The organism is Pseudomonas sp. W3I7 (assembly GCF_030816095.1).
GTDB classification, from domain to species: Bacteria; Pseudomonadota; Gammaproteobacteria; order Pseudomonadales; family Pseudomonadaceae; genus Aquipseudomonas; species Aquipseudomonas salomonii.
In genome coordinates this window covers 6,280,117-6,294,510 of the sequence record NZ_JAUSXP010000001.1, presented here as the reverse complement: position 1 = coordinate 6,294,510, position 14,394 = coordinate 6,280,117, and the positions used below count along the sequence as shown (strand labels likewise).

15 protein-coding genes are annotated in these 14,394 nt (G+C 56.7%); 1 reads left to right on the top strand and 14 read right to left on the bottom strand.

Going from position 1 to position 14,394, the window contains the following annotated elements:
• The first annotated feature begins 238 nt into the window (after positions 1–238).
• Positions 239–505, top strand: a complete 267-nt coding sequence (locus QF043_RS28790; protein ID WP_307421085.1) for an antitoxin Xre/MbcA/ParS toxin-binding domain-containing protein — start codon at positions 239–241, stop codon at positions 503–505.
• A gap of 159 nt (positions 506–664) precedes the next feature.
• Here QF043_RS28790 and QF043_RS28785 read toward each other — a convergent pair whose 3' ends face one another.
• From QF043_RS28785 to QF043_RS28720, 14 genes are all read right to left on the bottom strand, one after another.
• Positions 665–1,252 carry a hypothetical protein gene (locus tag QF043_RS28785; RefSeq protein WP_307421083.1) on the bottom strand — a complete coding sequence of 196 codons (588 nt, stop codon included), beginning with the start codon at positions 1,250–1,252 and terminating at the stop codon, positions 665–667.
• A gap of 681 nt (positions 1,253–1,933) precedes the next feature.
• A complete protein-coding gene (glmS, locus tag QF043_RS28780) occupies positions 1,934–3,766 on the bottom strand; it encodes a glutamine--fructose-6-phosphate transaminase (isomerizing) (RefSeq protein ID WP_236368967.1) in 1,833 nt (610 codons plus the stop codon).
• A 10-nt stretch (positions 3,767–3,776) separates the two neighbouring features.
• Complete coding sequence (locus QF043_RS28775) at positions 3,777–4,544, bottom strand: DeoR/GlpR family DNA-binding transcription regulator (RefSeq protein WP_307421081.1); 768 nt, start codon at positions 4,542–4,544, stop codon at positions 3,777–3,779.
• A gap of 227 nt (positions 4,545–4,771) precedes the next feature.
• A complete protein-coding gene (glmU, locus tag QF043_RS28770; RefSeq protein WP_307421080.1) occupies positions 4,772–6,139 on the bottom strand; it encodes a bifunctional UDP-N-acetylglucosamine diphosphorylase/glucosamine-1-phosphate N-acetyltransferase GlmU in 1,368 nt (455 codons plus the stop codon).
• Between the two features lie 122 nt (positions 6,140–6,261).
• On the bottom strand, positions 6,262–6,678 hold the full coding sequence (locus QF043_RS28765; protein ID WP_032885166.1) for a F0F1 ATP synthase subunit epsilon: 417 nt from the start codon (positions 6,676–6,678) through the stop codon (positions 6,262–6,264).
• Positions 6,679–6,722: 44 nt separating this feature from the next.
• Positions 6,723–8,099 (bottom strand): F0F1 ATP synthase subunit beta, encoded by a 1,377-nt coding sequence (atpD, locus tag QF043_RS28760; RefSeq protein ID WP_017135118.1) that lies wholly within the window; start codon positions 8,097–8,099, stop codon positions 6,723–6,725.
• Positions 8,100–8,126: 27 nt separating this feature from the next.
• Positions 8,127–8,987: a F0F1 ATP synthase subunit gamma gene (atpG, locus tag QF043_RS28755; RefSeq protein ID WP_307421077.1), complete on the bottom strand. Its 861-nt coding sequence runs from the start codon at positions 8,985–8,987 to the stop codon at positions 8,127–8,129.
• 50 nt (positions 8,988–9,037) lie between these two features.
• On the bottom strand, positions 9,038–10,582 hold the full coding sequence (gene atpA, locus QF043_RS28750; RefSeq protein ID WP_017135120.1) for a F0F1 ATP synthase subunit alpha: 1,545 nt from the start codon (positions 10,580–10,582) through the stop codon (positions 9,038–9,040).
• Positions 10,583–10,603: 21 nt separating this feature from the next.
• The gene (locus tag QF043_RS28745; RefSeq protein WP_017135121.1) at positions 10,604–11,140 is read right to left on the bottom strand and encodes a F0F1 ATP synthase subunit delta; all 537 of its coding nucleotides are present in this window, start codon (positions 11,138–11,140) and stop codon (positions 10,604–10,606) included.
• A 12-nt stretch (positions 11,141–11,152) separates the two neighbouring features.
• Positions 11,153–11,623: a F0F1 ATP synthase subunit B gene (locus QF043_RS28740; protein ID WP_056860942.1), complete on the bottom strand. Its 471-nt coding sequence runs from the start codon at positions 11,621–11,623 to the stop codon at positions 11,153–11,155.
• A gap of 56 nt (positions 11,624–11,679) precedes the next feature.
• On the bottom strand, positions 11,680–11,937 hold the full coding sequence (atpE, locus tag QF043_RS28735) for a F0F1 ATP synthase subunit C (protein ID WP_002555987.1): 258 nt from the start codon (positions 11,935–11,937) through the stop codon (positions 11,680–11,682).
• A 133-nt stretch (positions 11,938–12,070) separates the two neighbouring features.
• On the bottom strand, positions 12,071–12,940 hold the full coding sequence (atpB, locus tag QF043_RS28730; protein ID WP_017135123.1) for a F0F1 ATP synthase subunit A: 870 nt from the start codon (positions 12,938–12,940) through the stop codon (positions 12,071–12,073).
• Positions 12,941–12,956: 16 nt separating this feature from the next.
• On the bottom strand, positions 12,957–13,364 hold the full coding sequence (locus QF043_RS28725; RefSeq protein ID WP_010565865.1) for a F0F1 ATP synthase subunit I: 408 nt from the start codon (positions 13,362–13,364) through the stop codon (positions 12,957–12,959).
• 148 nt (positions 13,365–13,512) lie between these two features.
• The gene (locus QF043_RS28720; RefSeq protein WP_056860943.1) at positions 13,513–14,385 is read right to left on the bottom strand and encodes a ParB/RepB/Spo0J family partition protein; all 873 of its coding nucleotides are present in this window, start codon (positions 14,383–14,385) and stop codon (positions 13,513–13,515) included.
• Between the last annotated feature and the right edge of the window lie 9 nt (positions 14,386–14,394).

Genomic DNA, 14,394 nt, shown 5'->3' with positions numbered 1-14,394 from the left:
ACGAGGCGATTACTGGACTGCAGCGCGGTCCAGTCACTACGACCGAGCTTTACGCCCGGGTTCCCATGCTCTCGTCTTGCTTGGAAAATCGGAACCGATACCCCGCCTCAAGAGCATTCTTGTCCACGGTGCTGCATCGCTCCAAGTCGACGGTCCTTCACGACCACGTGCAATGCGGTAAGGCCAGCGGATTTCGGTAGCCCCTCACGCTAGCTGAAGAAAAACGAGGTGTAAGGACATGAGTAAGATTTCGATCCTAGGATTGGCCCTTTCGCGCCCGCCAGCATGCTGGAGCTCAACATACCGTGGCTACGAGCTCAGGCGGGTACAAGTCTTGATGCAGGCAAGTCACACTTTAGGAAACCGTAAAAGCGCCGATAGGTGGCTCGGTTCACCATTACTTGCACTCAACCGACGCAGCCCTTGCGAGATGCTGACCAAACCTAGCGGCTATCCCGAGGTTCGAGACGTATTGCTCAGAATTGAATACGGCATTTATATGTGACCTGTTCTGTCTCCCTGGCGGCGCAGTGAGCGAGAGGAAACAGCGATATTCACCGTCAAGGATTGACCAGTTGATCTTATAGTGTGAAGGGGATATCGAAACTCATGGCAATAACTTCATTAGAGGTTAGTCCTCCTAGCGTACATTTAGAGAGGAAAACTATTTCCGTCTGTAAACACCCGGCGGCGCATTATTTACTCGTTCGGGTTTAGGTTGAGGGCCTTTTCTTTTTGGCCGTTCAAAACTACAGCATGGATAATAAACTGGCCGCCAATCCCACATTCGCAATAAGTCCTTAGCAGGGAACGGACAACACCAAACACCAACACCTTGGTCGTAGTCTTCTTCAACGAAATGCGTTGATTCTTGATGCCCTGAAATATACGTGGACCACAATGACTCAATCGGGCGGATTTCGTCTCCATATGCTTTCACATCACTGACAAAGTCCGCAAACTTTCCATAGGCTTCGACTATAGCCTGGATAATAAAATCAGTGGATTCTCCGTGTGGAAGCCTGTTTACAGACCTCGACGTCTTAACAGTTTCCAGCCGCCATTTAATTATTTCTCCCAGTTGCATGTTGGATCCAGAGTTCAAAACTCTACGCTTTAGATCATCGTTTTTATGGACTTTTTCATCCAAGACCGCGAGAACTGACTCCTCTGAGAGGTGATGGGTGAATGACAGAATATCCATAAAAATCTGAGCTTTCTTCAGCTCATATGGATCTGTGTTCAGCGTCACAGGGCAGTCTTTAAGATACCGACCCTCGCAGCTGGTCCACATCACTCCCAAATTATGACCTCCATGGCAAAACTGCCTGTCACAGAAGGGGCAGCGCTTAACAAGCTCTACATTGTGTTCAGCGCAGACTTTCAGCTCACAACAGTGAGCACGTCGCCAGAAGGAAAATCCTAAGCGTTCAATATCTTCGGCAACACAAACAGGACAAAACCCTGATGGGTTCTATTTGAGTCGTAGCACCTCGATTGATCTATGTATTCGTCCCTAGAGTAGGAGATATCTTGAACATTCTTGAAAACCTTCTTTAACGGATAGTTAGTATGCCTATGAAGCATCTTGTTCAAGCCATAGCAGCCAATCCATCCCTGCATTTCGGCGATTAACAAAATATCCGCTCGTAATACGCAGTTTTTGGGAAACCTCCGAAAAATTTCTTCGGAAGAATGTTTTCCTTTAATAAAAAGAGTTCTTTCCACAAAGGAACGCACAGTTTCCTCAGGCTGAATAGCTAAGATCATTTTGTCGATAAAACCTAGAGCTGCGTCGAGAGCAATGAGGCACGCAGGAAAACGTCGCTGGCTGCTCAACCGGGGGGGCAGGAAGGCGCCAGCGACAGACTTTATTTATTTCCGACAGACTTTATTTCGTAGCTTCACCCAAGGGCCTCCAGGGTATGGCCTATTACTCCACCGTCACCGACTTCGCCAGGTTACGCGGCTGGTCAACGTCGGTGCCCTTGAGCACGGCAACGTAATACGACAGCAGCTGCAACGGGATGGTGTAGAGGATCGGCGACAGGGTGTCGTGGATGTGCGGCATGTTGATGACGTGAGTGCCTTCGGCGTTGGTCATGCCGGCCTTTTCATCGGCAAACACGATTAGCTGACCGCCACGCGCGCGTACTTCCTGCAGGTTGGATTTGAGCTTTTCCAGCAGTTCGTTGTTCGGCGCGACGGTGACCACTGGCATGTCGTCATCCACCAGGGCCAATGGGCCGTGTTTGAGCTCGCCGGCCGGGTAGGCTTCGGCGTGGATGTACGAGATTTCCTTGAGCTTGAGCGAGCCTTCCATCGCCACCGGGTATTGCGCGCCACGGCCGAGGAACAGGGTGTGGTTTTTGTCGGCGAACAGTTCGGCGACTTTTTCCACGGTGCTGTCCATGGCCAGGGCTTCGCCCAGGCGGGTCGGCAGGCGGCGCAGTTCCTCGACCAATGTGGCTTCGACGCCTTCGGCGAGGCTGCCGCGCACCTGGCCCAGGGACAGGGTCAGCAGCAACAGGCCAACAAGTTGGGTGGTAAAGGCTTTGGTGGACGCCACGCCGATTTCGCGACCGGCCTGGGTCAGCAGGGTCAGGTCGGACTCGCGCACCAGCGAGCTGATGCTGACGTTGCAGATCGCCAGGCTGCCGAGAAAGCCGAGTTCTTTAGCGTTACGCAGCGCGGCCAGGGTGTCGGCGGTTTCGCCGGACTGGGAGATGGTCACAAACAGGGTGTCGGGCTGCACCACCACCTTGCGGTAGCGGAACTCGCTGGCGACTTCGACCTGGCACGGGATGCCGGCCAGTTCTTCGAGCCAGTAACGGGCAACCATACCGGCGTGGTAGCTGGTGCCGCAGGCGACGATCTGCACATTGCGCACTTTGGCGAACAGCTCGGCGGCTTGTGGGCCGAAGGCGTTGACCAGTACTTGGTTCTGGCTCAGGCGGCCTTCCAGGGTACGCTGCACCACGGACGGTTGCTCGTGGATTTCCTTGAGCATGAAATGGCGGAATTCGCCCTTGTCGGCAGCTTCGGCGCCGTCGCGGTATTGCACGGCTTCGCGCTCGACCGGCACGCCGTTGACGTCCCAGATCTGCACGCTTTCACGGCGAATGTCGGCGATATCGCCTTCTTCCAGGTACATGAAGCGGTCGGTGACCTGGCGCAGGGCCAGTTGGTCGGAGGCGAGGAAGTTTTCGCCCAGGCCCAGGCCAATCACCAATGGGCTGCCACTGCGTGCAGCCACCACGCGGTCGGGTTGGCTGGCGCAGACCACGGCCAGGCCGTAGGCGCCGTGCAGTTCCTTGACCGTAGCCTTGAGCGCGACGGTCAGGTCGCCGAGGTCCTTGAGCTTGTGGTTGAGCAGGTGGGCGATCACTTCGGTGTCGGTGTCTGAGGTGAACTCGTAGCCCAAGCCCTTGAGCTGTTCGCGCAGCACTTCGTGGTTTTCGATGATGCCGTTGTGCACTACGGCCAGGTCACCGGAGAAATGCGGGTGAGCGTTACGTTCGCACGGTGCACCGTGGGTGGCCCAACGGGTGTGGGCGATGCCAAGACGACCCACCAGCGGCTCGCCGAGCAAAGCTTGTTCCAGTTCGCTGACTTTGCCTGGGCGGCGCATGCGCTCGAGCTTGCCGGCGTTGGTAAAGACGGCTACGCCAGCGCTGTCATAGCCGCGGTATTCCAGACGTTTGAGGCCTTCAAGCAGGATGGCGGTGACGTTGCGTTCAGCGACTGCGCCTACAATTCCACACATGGTGTATCTCCTAGATGATTGCCGCGCATATCAGCGTAATGCCGCGGGCTTGGATCTGGTCGCGGGCCTCAAGCGGCAGGCGATCATCGGTAATAAGGGTATGGACGCTGCTCCAGGGCAGTTCCAGGTTGGGAATCTTGCGGCCGATCTTGTTGGATTCGACCATCACCACCACTTCACGGGCGACCTCGGCCATGACACGGCTCAGGCCCAGCAGTTCGTTGAAGGTGGTGGTGCCACGTGCCAGGTCGATGCCGTCGGCACCGATAAACAACTGATCAAAGTCGTAGGAGCGCAGCACTTGTTCAGCGACCTGGCCCTGGAACGAATCCGAATGCGGGTCCCAGGTGCCGCCGGTCATCAACAGCACCGGCTCATGCTCCAGCTCGCTCAGGGCACGGGCCACATGCAGGGAGTTGGTCATCACCACCAGGCCGGGCTGATGGCCCAACTCCGGGATCATGGCGGCGGTGGTGCTGCCGCTGTCGATAATGATGCGTGCATGTTCACGCAAGCGCATGACGGCCGCACGGGCGATGGCGCGCTTGTAGGCCGAGATGGGCTGCGCGGCGTCGCCGACCAGTTCCTGGGGCATGGTAATAGCGCCACCGTAGCGGCGTAGCAGCAGGCCATTGCTTTCGAGGGCGGCGAGGTCCTTGCGGATGGTCACTTCCGAGGTTTCGAAACGCTTGGCCAAGTCGTCCACGCTGACTTCGCCCAGTTCATTGAGCAGCGTCAGAATGTTATGGCGTCGTTGGGGTGTATTTCGTTTCGACATGGTAGTGATAAGTTTCGTTTCGAAAGATAACGAAGGCAATCAAAACCTATTGGTAGGAAATCGTCAAGCAGATCGAAAAGTTTTTTGCACAACACTGAGCATAATGTGGGAGCGGGCTTGCTCGCGAAAGCGTTCGGTCAGGCACTGAAAAGTTGACTGACACACCGCATTCGCGAGCAAGCCCGCTCCCACATTTGAACTGCATTGATCTTGGGATTGTGGATAACTCAGGTCTTTTTGATTTTGACCGGGCGTTTCCAGCCGTCGATATTGCGCTGGCGGGCGCGGGCAACAGCCAGTTGGGACTTATCCACATCCTGGTTGATGGTCGAACCTGCCGCTGTGTTGGAACCATCACCGATGGTGACCGGCGCAATCAGCGAGTTGTTGGAGCCGATAAACACGTCTTCACCAATGGTGGTCTGGTATTTGTTGGCGCCATCGTAGTTGCAGGTGATCGCACCGGCGCCGATGTTGCTGCGCGCGCCGATCACCGCATCGCCGAGGTAGGCCAAGTGACCGGCCTTGGCGTCGTCGCCCATTTTCGCGTTCTTGAGTTCGACGAAGTTGCCGACGTGCGCACGGGCACCCAGTACGCTGCCCGGACGAAGGCGCGCAAACGGACCGGCATCGCTGCCCTCGCCCATCACCGCGCCGTCAAGATGGCTGTTGGCCTTAACGACCACGCCTTTGCGCAAGGTGCTGTCCTTGATCACGCAGTTAGGGCCAATCACCACGTCATCTTCGATGATCACGCGGCCTTCAAGAATTACGTTGATGTCGATCAGCACGTCGCGGCCGACAGTGACCTCACCACGCACATCGAAGCGCGCCGGATCACGCAGGGTCACGCCCTGGGCCATCAGGCGGCGACCTTCACGCAGTTGGTAGTGACGTTCAAGCTCGGCAAGCTGCTTGCGGTCGTTGGCGCCCTGCACTTCCATCGGGTCATGGGGCTGCTCGGTGGCAACCAGCAGGCCGTCAGTGACGGCCATTTCGATGACGTCGGTGAGGTAGTACTCGCCCTGGACGTTGTTGTTGGACAAGCGGCTCATCCAGTCCGCCAGCATGTTGGCCGGCACGGCGAGAATGCCGGTGTTGCCTTCAGTTATCGCGCGTTGGGCTTCGCTGGCGTCTTTGTGCTCGACGATAGCCGCGACCTTGCCGCTGGCATCGCGCACGATGCGGCCGTAGCCAGTTGGGTCATCCAGCTCAACGGTGAGCAGGCCCATTTGGCCAGGTACTACGTGCTTGAGCAGGCGTTGCAGGGTTTCGACTTCGATCAGCGGTACATCGCCGTAGAGGATCAGCACGGTGTCGGCGCTGATGAACGGTACAGCTTGCGCTGTCGCGTGGCCGGTGCCCAGTTGCTTGTCCTGCAACACGAAATTCAGGTCATCCGCGGCCAGGCGTTCACGCACCACGTCAGCGCCGTGGCCAATCACCACGTGAATGCGCTGTGGGTCCAGTTGCCGGGCGCTGTGGATAACATGACCGAGCATGGAATTACCCGCGACCGGGTGCAGCACCTTGGGCAGGGCCGAACGCATGCGGGTGCCCTGGCCTGCGGCGAGAATGACGATTTCAAGAGACATGAATGGCTACCAATCCTGGGCGGTCCGGCTTCAGACCAGAGAGTGTTTTGCTGAAAAAGAAAAAGGGTAGCCGAGGCTACCCTTTTTAATCAATCGCGCTTGAAGCATTGCGGCTAGGCCACTTACTTCTTGCGGATCTGCTGGAGCGTGCGCAGCTGAGCTGCAGCCTCGGCCAGACGTACAGCAGCAGCGCTGTAGTCGAAGTCCGCACCCTTTTCGTTCAGGGCCTTCTCGGCAGCCTTTACGGCTTCCTGAGCGGAGGCTTCATCCAGGTCGCCAGCACGTTGCACGGTGTCGGCAAGTACCTTGACCATGTTCGGCTGAACCTCGAGGAAACCGCCGGAGATGTAAAACACCTCACGTTCCCCGCCTTGCTTGGTCAGAGTGATCGGACCTGGCTTCAAGCTGGTGATCAACGGCGCGTGGCCCATGGCAATACCCAGGTCACCGAGTTCGCCGTGTGCAATCACCATTTCTACCAGACCGGAGAAGATTTCCCCTTCCGCGCTGACGATATCGCAATGGACTGTCATAGCCATCTGATTGCCTCAACCTGATGAGCGCCCGTTTCCGGGCGCCGAGATTACAGTTTCTTGGCTTTCTCGATCGCTTCTTCGATGCCGCCGACCATGTAGAACGCTTGTTCTGGCAGGTGGTCGTAGTCACCGTTGAGGATGCCTTTGAAGCCAGCAATGGTGTCTTTCAGGGAAACGTATTTACCCGAAGCACCGGTGAAGACTTCAGCCACGAAGAACGGCTGCGACAAGAAACGCTGGATCTTACGAGCACGGTTTACCAACTGCTTGTCGGCTTCCGACAGCTCGTCCATACCCAGGATCGCAATGATGTCCTTCAGTTCTTTGTAACGCTGCAGCACGTACTGAACGCCGCGAGCGGTGTCGTAGTGCTCCTGGCCGATCACGTTCGGATCCAGCTGGCGCGAAGTCGAGTCGAGTGGATCGACCGCTGGGTAGATACCCAGGGAAGCGATGTCACGGGACAGAACGACGGTGGCGTCCAAGTGGGCGAAGGTGGTCGCAGGCGACGGGTCAGTCAAGTCATCCGCAGGTACGTATACCGCTTGGATCGAGGTGATCGAACCTTCTTTGGTCGAAGTGATACGTTCTTGCAGAACGCCCATCTCTTCGGCCAGGGTCGGCTGGTAGCCTACTGCGGAAGGCATACGGCCCAGCAGTGCGGATACTTCAGTACCGGCCAAGGTGTAACGGTAGATGTTGTCGACGAACAGCAGAACGTCGTTACCTTCGTCACGGAACTTCTCGGCCATGGTCAGGCCAGTCAGTGCTACGCGCAGACGGTTACCCGGCGGCTCGTTCATCTGACCGTAAACCAGTGCCACTTTGTCCAGAACGTTGGAGTCCTTCATCTCGTGGTAGAAGTCGTTACCCTCACGAGTACGCTCACCCACACCGGCGAACACGGAATAACCGCTGTGCTCGATGGCGATGTTACGGATCAGTTCCATCATGTTTACGGTTTTGCCTACACCGGCACCACCGAACAGACCGACTTTACCGCCTTTGGCGAACGGGCAAACCAGGTCGATAACCTTGATACCGGTTTCGAGCAGATCGTTGCCGCCAGCTTGTTCGGCAAACGAAGGTGCTGGACGGTGAATGCCCCAGCGCTCTTCGGTGTCGATCGGGCCAGCTTCGTCAATCGGGTTGCCCAGTACGTCCATGATCCGGCCCAGGGTCGCTTTACCGACCGGTACGGAGATGGCAGCGCCAGTGTCGACAACGTCCAGACCGCGCTTCAAGCCTTCGGTGGAACCCATCGCAATGGTACGAACCACGCCGTCGCCCAGCTGCTGCTGAACTTCCAGAGTGGTTTCCGCGCCTTGTACTTTCAGCGCGTTGTAGATGCTCGGTACGCTGTCGCGTGGGAATTCCACGTCGATAACGGCGCCGATGATTTGAACGATACGTCCGCTACTCATAGCTGGATCCTCTGAATATTTGAACCGTTAAACCGCGGCAGCGCCGCCGACGATTTCCGAGATCTCTTGGGTGATCGCAGCCTGACGCGCCTTGTTGTAGATCAGCTGCAAATCGCTGATCAGATCACCGGCGTTATCGGTAGCGTTTTTCATCGCGATCATCCGCGCCGCTTGTTCAGCTGCGTTGTTCTCGACCACCGCCTGGTACACCTGCGACTCCACGTAGCGCACCATCAAGCCGTCAAGCAGCTCTTTGGCCTCTGGTTCGTAGAGGTAGTCCCAGTGGTGCTTGAGTTCCTGATCCGGAGTCGCCACCAGTGGAATCAATTGCTCCACGGTTGGCTGCTGGGTCATGGTGTTGATGAACTTGTTGGATACCACGGACAGGCGGTCAATCCGGCCTTCCAGGTACGCATCCAGCATCACCTTCACACTGCCGATCAAATCATTGATCGACGGCTCTTCACCCAGGTGGCTGATAGCTGCAACGACGTTACCGCCGAAGTTGCGGAAAAAGGCCGCACCCTTGCTACCAACTACACACAGATCGATCTCGACGCCCTTTTCGCGGTTTACCGCCATGTCCTTGACCAGGGCCTTGAACAGGTTGGTATTCAGACCACCGCACAAACCACGGTCACTGCTCACTACCACATAACCCACACGCTTAACTTCGCGGTCGATCATGAACGGGTGGCGGTATTCCGGGTTGGCGTTAGCCAAATGCCCAATTACCTGGCGGATACGCTCCGCATAAGGACGGCTAGCAGCCATGCGCATTTGTGCCTTGCGCATTTTGCTGACCGCCACTTTTTCCATGGCGCTGGTAATCTTTTGCGTGCTTTTGATGCTCGCAATCTTACTGCGAATCTCTTTTGCGCCTGCCATGTAACACCTATCAGGTTAGCAAGCGGGAGCCTTGCGGCTCCCGCTGCGGCTTACCAGGTTTGGGTGGCCTTGAACTTCTCGATACCGGCTTTCATGCCAGCGTCGATTTCGTCATTGAAGTCACCCTTCACGTTGATCTTGGCCAACAAGTCGGCATGATCGCGGTTGAAGTAAGCAATCAGCGCTTGTTCGAAGCTGCCGACCTTGGTGATTTCGACGTCAGTCAGGAACCCACGCTCAGCGGCATACAGCGACAACGCCATGTCAGCGATCGACATTGGGGCGTATTGCTTCTGCTTCATCAGCTCGGTAACGCGCTGACCATGCTCAAGTTGCTTACGGGTCGCTTCGTCCAGGTCAGAAGCGAACTGGGCGAATGCCGCCAGTTCACGGTACTGAGCCAGAGCGGTACGGATACCACCGGAGAGCTTCTTGATGATCTTGGTCTGAGCGGCACCACCCACACGGGATACCGAAACACCGGCGTTCACAGCAGGACGGATCCCGGAGTTGAACATGGCCGATTCCAGGAAGATCTGACCGTCGGTGATGGAAATCACGTTGGTCGGAACGAACGCGGAAACGTCGCCAGCCTGGGTTTCGATGATCGGCAGTGCGGTCAGGGAACCGGTTTTGCCGGTTACTGCGCCGTTGGTGAACTTCTCTACGTATTCTTCCGAAACGCGGGATGCGCGCTCCAGCAGACGGGAGTGGAGATAGAACACGTCGCCTGGGTAAGCTTCACGGCCTGGTGGACGGCGCAGCAGCAGGGAAATCTGGCGGTAAGCCACTGCTTGCTTGGACAGATCGTCATAAACGATCAGCGCGTCTTCACCGCGGTCGCGGAAGAATTCACCCATGGTGCAACCGGAGTACGGTGCCAGGAATTGCAGCGCAGGAGATTCCGAAGCACTGGCAGCCACGATGATCGTGTTGGCCAGGGCGCCGTTTTCTTCCAGCTTGCGAACCACGTTGGCGATGGTCGATTGCTTCTGACCAATGGCTACGTAGACGCAGAAAATGCCGCTGTCTTTCTGGTTGATGATCGCGTCGATCGCCAGAGCGGTTTTACCGATCTGACGGTCACCGATGATCAGCTCACGCTGGCCACGGCCGACCGGGATCATGGCATCGACAGCCTTGTAGCCAGTCTGTACAGGCTGGTCTACCGACTTACGCCAGATCACGCCTGGAGCAACTTTCTCGACCGCGTCGGTCTCGGTGTTGCCCAGTGGACCTTTACCGTCAACAGGGTTACCCAGTGCGTCGACTACGCGACCCAGCAGTTCCTTACCAACCGGAACTTCCAGGATGCGGCCTGTGCACTTGGCGCTCATGCCTTCAGCCAGACTGGTGTACGCGCCCAATACAACGGCACCTACGGAGTCTTGCTCCAGGTTGAGGGCCATACCGTAGACGCCGCCCGGAAACTCGATCATCTCGCCGTACATTACGTCGGCCAGACCGTGAATCCGCACGATGCCGTCAGATACGCTGACGACAGTGCCTTCGTTACGGGCTTGGGAGGTCACATCGAGCTTGTCGATGCGGCCCTTGATAATTTCACTTATTTCGGAAGGATTGAGTTGCTGCATTGCTCTGCTGCCCCTTCAAACTCAAGATTTCAATGCTTCGGCAAGTTTCGCGATTTTGCCGCGAATCGAGCCATCGATAACCAGGTCGCCGGCACGGATAACAACACCACCAATCAGGGATGCGTCCTCCGAAGCTTGCAGGCGCACTTCCCGATTGAGTCGTGCACTGAGAACCTTGGCGAGTTTGTCTTGCTGTTCTTGGTTCAATGCAAAAGCACTGGTCACTTCAACGTCTACCGATTTCTCTTCTTCGGCCTTGTACAGGTCGAAAAGAGCGGCGATCTCCGGCAAAAGCGGGAGACGGTCGTTTTCGGCAACGACGTGGATGAAGTTCTGTACCTTCACATCAAACTTGTCGCCGCACACTTCAATAAAAGTGGCGGCCTTGTCTGCGCTCGTCAGTCGCGGGGCCTTGAGCACGCGCTGCATCGTGTCGTCTTGCGACACTGCTGCAGCCAGGCCGAGCATGGCTGACCAAGAGGCCAGCTGCTGGTGGGCCTGGGCGTGCTCGAAGGCTGCCTTAGCGTAAGGTCGGGCCAACGTGGTCAATTCTGCCATGATCGCCCTCGCTTAGATTTCAGCAGCCAGTTTGTTAACCAGCTCCGCGTGCGCGTTTTGATCGATTGTGGCACCCAGGATCTTCTCAGCACCGCCGACGGCCAGAGCACCCAGTTGGGCACGCAGCGCATCTTTGACACCGTTCAATTCCTGCTCGATCTCGGCCTGAGCCTGAACCTTCACACGGTCAGCGTCGATACGGGCTTTTTCAACAGCCTCTTCAACAATCTGATTACCGCGTTTCTTGGCTTGCTCAATGATTTCAGCTGCCTGTGCCTTAGCATCGCGCAGTTGATGGCCCGCTTTCTCTTGGGCCAACTCCAGGTCGCGAGCTGCACGGCTGGCAGCGTCCAGTCCATCCGCGATCTTCTTCTGACGTTCGTGCAAAGCTGCGATGACCGGAGGCCATACGAACTTCATGCAGAAAACGACAAAAATCAAGAACGCTAAGGACTGACCAATAATGGTTGCATTAATGTTCACGCCAATACCTCGCTCGTTCGTTGCACAACACACCAATCACTCGAAAAAACGAGTGATTAACCGGCGAGTTGACCAACGAAGGGGTTCGCGAAGGTGAAGAACAGAGCGATACCAACACCGATCATGGTCACGGCGTCGAGCAGACCGGCAACGATGAACATTTTAACTTGCAGCATTGGAACCATTTCTGGCTGACGCGCTGCGCCTTCCAGGAACTTGCCGCCCAGCAGGCCGAAACCAATGGCAGTACCCAGGGCGCCCAGGCCGATCAACAGTGCAACAGCGATAGCGGTTAGACCAACTACAGTTTCCATCTTTCCTCCCGACTTTTACGTCGTATGGTTTAGGTTTTTTAGATTTTAAAGCGGTAAAACAAATCGTTTCATAGCCCTGGTGGGCCACCTTCCCGTTTCACCGGGAAGGACATCAGACTAGTCGAGACTGGTCTTAATGGTTCTCTTCGTGCGCCATCGACAGGTAGACGATGGTCAGCATCATGAAGATGAAGGCCTGCAGGGTGATGATCAGGATGTGGAACACAGCCCACGCCCACTGCAGAACAATGCCCAGGCCGCTAAGCCAGAGCAGACCACTGCCGAACATCACAGCGATCAGAATGAACACCAGCTCGCCGGCATACATGTTGCCGAACAGTCGCAGAGCCAGGGAAATCGGCTTGGCGATCAGGGTGACGAATTCCAGCAGGAAGTTCACCGGGATCAGCAGGGCTTGAACAAAAATGTTCTTGCTGCCGAACGGGTGCAGGGTCAGTTCGCCGATGAAGCCGCCGATGCCCTTGATCTTGATGCTGTAGAAAATGATCAACGCGAATACCGACAAGGCCATGCCCAGGGTAGCGTTAGGGTCAGTGGTCGATACCGCACGGAATGGAATATGCGGGTCGCCGCTGATCGCCATGGCGAGCTGAGGAATCCAGTCAACCGGGATCAGGTCGACGGCGTTCATCAGGAACACCCAGACGAAGATGGTCAGTGCCAGCGGTGCAATCACCGGGCTACGGCCATGGAAGCTGTCTTTCACGCTGCCATCGACGAATTCGACCAATACTTCAACGAAGTTCTGCAAAGCACCTGGCTGACCGGAAGTCGCCTTTTTCGCCGCCATGCGGAAAATCAGGACGAAGATCAGACCCAATGCGACCGACCAGCCCAGAGTATCCAGGTGGAAAGCCCAGAAACCCATTTCTTTGGCTTCTGCTGCGGTGTGGGCGAAGCCCCAGCCGCCGTTGGGAAGCTGACCGAAGGTCAGGTTCTGCAAGTGGTGCTGGATATAGCCCGAAGCGGTTGTTTCTGCCATGGTTGCCTCAAACGCCCTAAGGTTTCGAAAGTCTTGTTTTCATTAGCAGGGGAGCGAACCAGCTGACCAGTTGGGTCAACACGAAGACGCCGAATACAGCCAGCGGCGCCAATGGCTTCACACCTGCAAAGGTCAGTGCAAACAGCACTGCCGTCAAAATCAGTTTCCCCGCCTCGCCGGCATAAAATGACCGGACGATAGCCTGGGCTGCTCGGGCGCCGGAAAACCGAAAGGCCCTGTGAGCAAAATACATATTGGGCAGCAAGGCTATCAGGCCTCCGCAGAGTCCTGAATATCCGGCTACGACTCCATGCCAGTACCAAAGCGCCAACGCGGCGATTAATAAAATGACAAATTGAGCCAATAAAACCGGGAAAACGGCCAAGCGATGGAACGGCAACGTGTTTGGCGTGCGGGTTTCCATCACTCTTGCTCCTCAATGGTCGGCTGCCGAGAATCAATAACTTGGCATAATTTGTGCCGACAAAATGCGCGCAGAGTATAGGGGCGGTTCAGCCCCTATTCAACTGTCGGGTAGTGTTTTCCGATCGCGCGCTACATAAGCAAATGTTTCAGCGGATGTGGGCAAGGACGCCCTGAAGCTCGTCAAGCGAGTTATATCCGATGACCAATTGCCCTTTGCCCTTCTTGCCGTGACGAATTTGTACCGCAGAGCCCAGCCGCTCGGCCAGGCGCTGCTCGAGGCGTGCGATATCCGGATCAGGTTTGGCCGTTTCGACCGGTGCAGGTTTGCCGCTCAGCCACTGGCGAACCAGCGCCTCAGTCTGACGCACCGTAAGCCCCCGTGCGACAACGTGTCGCGCCCCTTCAACCTGTTGATTTTCCGGCAAACCGAGCAAAGCACGGGCATGACCCATTTCCAGGTCGCCGTGGGACAACATGGTCTTGATGACTTCCGGCAACGCGATCAGACGCAGCAAGTTGGACACGGTAACGCGGGATTTACCCACCGCGTCGGCCACTTGTTGCTGGGTCAGCTGGAATTCCTGCTGCAGACGCTGCAATGCGATCGCTTCTTCGATCGGGTTGAGGTCTTCACGCTGGATGTTTTCGATCAACGCCATGGCGATGGCGGTTTCATCCGGCACATCGCGCACCATCGCCGGGATGGTTTCCTTGCCGGCCTGCTGGCTCGCGCGCCAACGGCGTTCGCCGGCGATGATTTCAAAACGACCACCGCCAATCGGGCGCACCACAATCGGCTGCATCACGCCCTGGGCCTTGATCGAGTTGGCCAGTTCTTCCAGCGCCTGGGGGTCCATGTCCCGGCGTGGCTGGTACTTGCCGCGCTGGATCAGGTCCAGCGGCAGGTGTTGCAGCTCGCGCTCGTCGGCCTGCACCGCTTGCTCTTCAAGCGAAGTGACAGTCGGACCACTCAGCAGTGCATCCAGTCCACGTCCGAGACCTCGTTTCTTGACGGCCATGGGGATTCC

Coding starts and splice junctions, on each gene's coding strand:
- atpB (WP_017135123.1), bottom strand. CDS start 12,940: ATGGCAGAAACAACCGCTTCGGGCTATATCCAGCACCACTTGCAGAAC.
- QF043_RS28775 (WP_307421081.1), bottom strand. CDS start 4,544: ATGTCGAAACGAAATACACCCCAACGACGCCATAACATTCTGACGCTG.
- QF043_RS28725 (WP_010565865.1), bottom strand. CDS start 13,364: ATGGAAACCCGCACGCCAAACACGTTGCCGTTCCATCGCTTGGCCGTT.
- glmS (WP_236368967.1), bottom strand. CDS start 3,766: ATGTGTGGAATTGTAGGCGCAGTCGCTGAACGCAACGTCACCGCCATC.
- glmU (WP_307421080.1), bottom strand. CDS start 6,139: ATGTCTCTTGAAATCGTCATTCTCGCCGCAGGCCAGGGCACCCGCATG.
- atpD (WP_017135118.1), bottom strand. CDS start 8,099: ATGAGTAGCGGACGTATCGTTCAAATCATCGGCGCCGTTATCGACGTG.
- QF043_RS28790 (WP_307421085.1), top strand. CDS start 239: ATGAGTAAGATTTCGATCCTAGGATTGGCCCTTTCGCGCCCGCCAGCA.
- atpG (WP_307421077.1), bottom strand. CDS start 8,987: ATGGCAGGCGCAAAAGAGATTCGCAGTAAGATTGCGAGCATCAAAAGC.
- atpA (WP_017135120.1), bottom strand. CDS start 10,582: ATGCAGCAACTCAATCCTTCCGAAATAAGTGAAATTATCAAGGGCCGC.
- QF043_RS28720 (WP_056860943.1), bottom strand. CDS start 14,385: ATGGCCGTCAAGAAACGAGGTCTCGGACGTGGACTGGATGCACTGCTG.
- QF043_RS28765 (WP_032885166.1), bottom strand. CDS start 6,678: ATGGCTATGACAGTCCATTGCGATATCGTCAGCGCGGAAGGGGAAATC.
- atpE (WP_002555987.1), bottom strand. CDS start 11,937: ATGGAAACTGTAGTTGGTCTAACCGCTATCGCTGTTGCACTGTTGATC.
- QF043_RS28745 (WP_017135121.1), bottom strand. CDS start 11,140: ATGGCAGAATTGACCACGTTGGCCCGACCTTACGCTAAGGCAGCCTTC.